This window comes from Streptomyces sp. CO7, assembly GCF_053474865.1.
On record NZ_JBRIOU010000009.1, the window covers coordinates 117319 to 120193 of the forward strand.

Below are 2875 nucleotides of genomic sequence, written 5' to 3' on the forward strand. Positions count from 1 at the left end.
TCCCACATCCCCGGCCCCGACGAGATCGTGGCCGGCGTCGTGGGGCCCGAGGGGTTCCGCGAGCTGGGCCGGCTGGACGGGCGCTACCTGTCGACGGAGGTGGCGGGCGGGTTCACCGGCCGCATGGTCGGCCTCACCTGCGCGCGGGGCGAACTCGCGGTGACCTCGTTCACCTACCGGGGGGCGGACGGAGCCGAAGTGGCGCCGGCGGGCTGATCCGGCGGGTTCTGCCGCAGGATCAGGGCCAGGCCGTCGAGCAGGCGCTGGAGCCCGAACTCGAACAGGTCGTCGAGGTCCAGGTCGTAGCCTGCCTGGGCGACCCGGGAGAGGAGGGGGAGCCGGCCGCCCTCCAGTACCCGCAGGAGTGCGGACTCCTGACCCTCCATCCACTCCTCGCTGTCGAGGCCACTGTGCGCCTCGGCCTCCCGTTCGCTCTCCAGGTGGACGGCGATGCCCCGGGCGTGGTTGAGCAGCGTGAGGTGCGCGGTGAAGGCCGACTGCAGGTCGAGTCCCTCGTCGTGCAGGGCGCCCAGCACCCATTCGCTGTACTGCATCCCGGACGTGACCATCTGCGGTCGGGTCACCGACATCGCCGGAGCCAGCCAGGCGTGACGGCGGAAGAGGCCCCACAGCTGCCGGGACGCCAGCTCCACCGCCGTACGCCAGTGGGCCGGCCGTTCGGCGGGGAGCGGCTGCCCGGCGATGGCCGTGTCCAGCATCCGTGTCAGCAGGTCGTCCTTGTCGGCCACGTGCCGGTACAGCGACATGGTCGCCACCTTCAGCTCGGCGGCGACGCGGCGCATCGAGACCGCCGCCAGCCCTTCCTCGTCGGCCACCGTGACGGCCGCGGCGACGATCCGACCGAGGGTGAGCCCGCCGGTGGCACCCGCCGGCCCGGCGGAAACCGCGGCCCCGGCCGGCCCGGCGGTCGCGACGGACCCGAGCGACGCCGTGGATCCGCGCGCCCCCGTGGGGCCGGCGGACCCGGCGGGGGCGCCCTGCCCGGCGGACCGGGACGCCTCCACCGGGCGCGCCCCGCGGCGCTGCGCGGCGGCCGGACGGGACGCGCGGGCCGAGTGTGCGGGACCGCCCCTGGCCTCCACGACCGTCCCGACGCCCGGAACCGAACGCACCAGTCCCGCACGGCGCAGCTCGGTCAGCACCTTGGTCGCGGTGGCCATGGCGACGCCCCACTGCCGGGTGATCTCCCGGGTCGAGGGCACGCGCTCCCCGGGGGCCAGCTCCCCGCTCTCGATCCGCCGCCGCAACTCGTCGACGATCCGTCCGGACCGAGGTCCCGCGTCCTCACCCATCGACACTCCCCGCACTAGTGCACCAGACATGGGCGCCATCCTAGCCCGCGACGGGGGACGCCGTCCGCGGACACCGCCGCACACCTCCAAGTGCACTAGTACACCCTCCCGCGCAAGCCGCTACCGCCAAGCCGTACCCGCTTGCGCCTTCGCATGCGTACGCCGTACATTCACTGCCATGACGAACAACGGGATACTCATCTCCGGCGCCGGCATCGCGGGACCCGCCCTGGCGTACTGGCTACGCAAGCAGGGCTTCGCGGTCACCGTGGTGGAGCGCGCTCCACTGCTCCGGCCGGGCGGACAGACCGTGGACCTGCGCGGCGCCGGCCGCACCGTGATCGAGCGGATGGGCCTGATGGACCGGGCCAGGGCCGAGTCCGTCGAGCAGCACGGAATCGCGAACGTCGACGGCTCCGGCCGCGTCACCGTGCGGATCCCCGTCGACAGCTTCGGCGGGGAGGGGATCGTCTCCGAGATCGAGATCCTCCGCGGTGACCTGGCCCGTCTGCTGTACGACGCCGCCCTGCCCGGCACCGAGTACCTCTTCGACGACACCGTCACGGGGATCGTCCAGGACGCGGACGGCGTGGACGTCACCTTCGAGAAGGCCGCGCCGCGCCGCTTCGACCTGGTCGTCGGCGCGGACGGCCCGCACTCCGTGACGCGTGGGCTGGTCTTCGGTCCCGAGCGGGAGTGCGTCCGCCCGCTCGGGCTCTACAACGCCTGGTTCACCGTCACCGACAAAGGGCTGGGACTCGACGGCTGGTACCTGATGCACAACGCGCCGGGCGGACTGGTGGCCTCCGCGCGGCCCGGACGCCTCCCCGGCGAGGTCAAGGCCGGCTTGAGCTTCCGCTCCGCGCCGATCACCTACGACCGCCGCGACGTCGACGCACAGCGGGAGATCGTGGCGCGGCGCTTCGCCGGCGTCGGCTGGCAGACTCCCCGCCTGCTGCGGGCGATGCGGACCGCCCCCGACTTCTTCCTCGACTCCATGGACCAGGTGGTCCTGGACCGGTGGTCGCGGGGCCGGGTGGTGCTGCTGGGCGACGCCGGGTACTGCGCCTCCCCGCTCACCGGCCTGGGGACCAGCCTGGCCCTGGTCGGCGCCTACGTCCTGGCCGGGGAGATCGCCTCGGCCGGGGGCGACCACCGCACGGCGTTCCGGCGGTACGACGAGGTGATGCGGCCCTACGTCGCCCAGGCCCAGCAGCTCCCGCCGGGCGGGGCCGCGGGCTTCGCCCCGTCGAGCCGGACGGGCATCCTGCTGCGGGACCTGTCGATGCGCCAGATGACCCGGTGGCCGATGCGGCGCCTGCTCGCCGCCCAGTTCGCGAAGGCGGGAGACATCGCGCTGCCGGAGTACGGGGTGCGGAACGCAGCCTGAGAGCGCTCTCAGAACACCTCCGGAGGAACAACCGGGCACGGCCGGGTGACGTCGGACTGTGCGTCAGATATTGACACCCACCCCAGGGAGCCCTACGTTTCCCGCGTCTTGAGAGCGCTCTCTACGGTCGCTCCCAGGGTCTTTGCGGAGCAGTTCCTCCCCCGTTCCATCA

3 protein-coding genes are annotated in these 2875 nt (G+C 73.3%); 2 read left to right on the forward strand and 1 reads right to left on the reverse strand.

All coding sequences use genetic code 11. The annotated features are described in order from the left end of the window. On the forward strand, positions 1-216 hold a 216-nt coding region (locus ACOV8S_RS27095; protein WP_448321011.1), incomplete at its 5' end, for a beta-xylosidase family glycoside hydrolase. Here the strand turns inward: ACOV8S_RS27095 and ACOV8S_RS27100 are convergent. Next, positions 174-1343: a TetR/AcrR family transcriptional regulator C-terminal domain-containing protein gene (locus ACOV8S_RS27100; protein WP_448321013.1), complete on the reverse strand. Its 1170-nt coding sequence runs from the start codon at positions 1341-1343 to the stop codon at positions 174-176. The two genes, ACOV8S_RS27095 and ACOV8S_RS27100, sit on opposite strands and share 43 nt — an antisense overlap. Positions 1344-1491: 148 nt before the next feature. On the opposite strand from ACOV8S_RS27100, the gene ACOV8S_RS27105 reads away from it, so the two are divergent. After that, positions 1492-2703 carry an FAD-dependent monooxygenase gene (locus ACOV8S_RS27105; RefSeq protein WP_448321015.1) on the forward strand — a complete coding sequence of 404 codons (1212 nt, stop codon included), beginning with the start codon at positions 1492-1494 and terminating at the stop codon, positions 2701-2703. Positions 2704-2875: the final 172 nt, after the last annotated feature.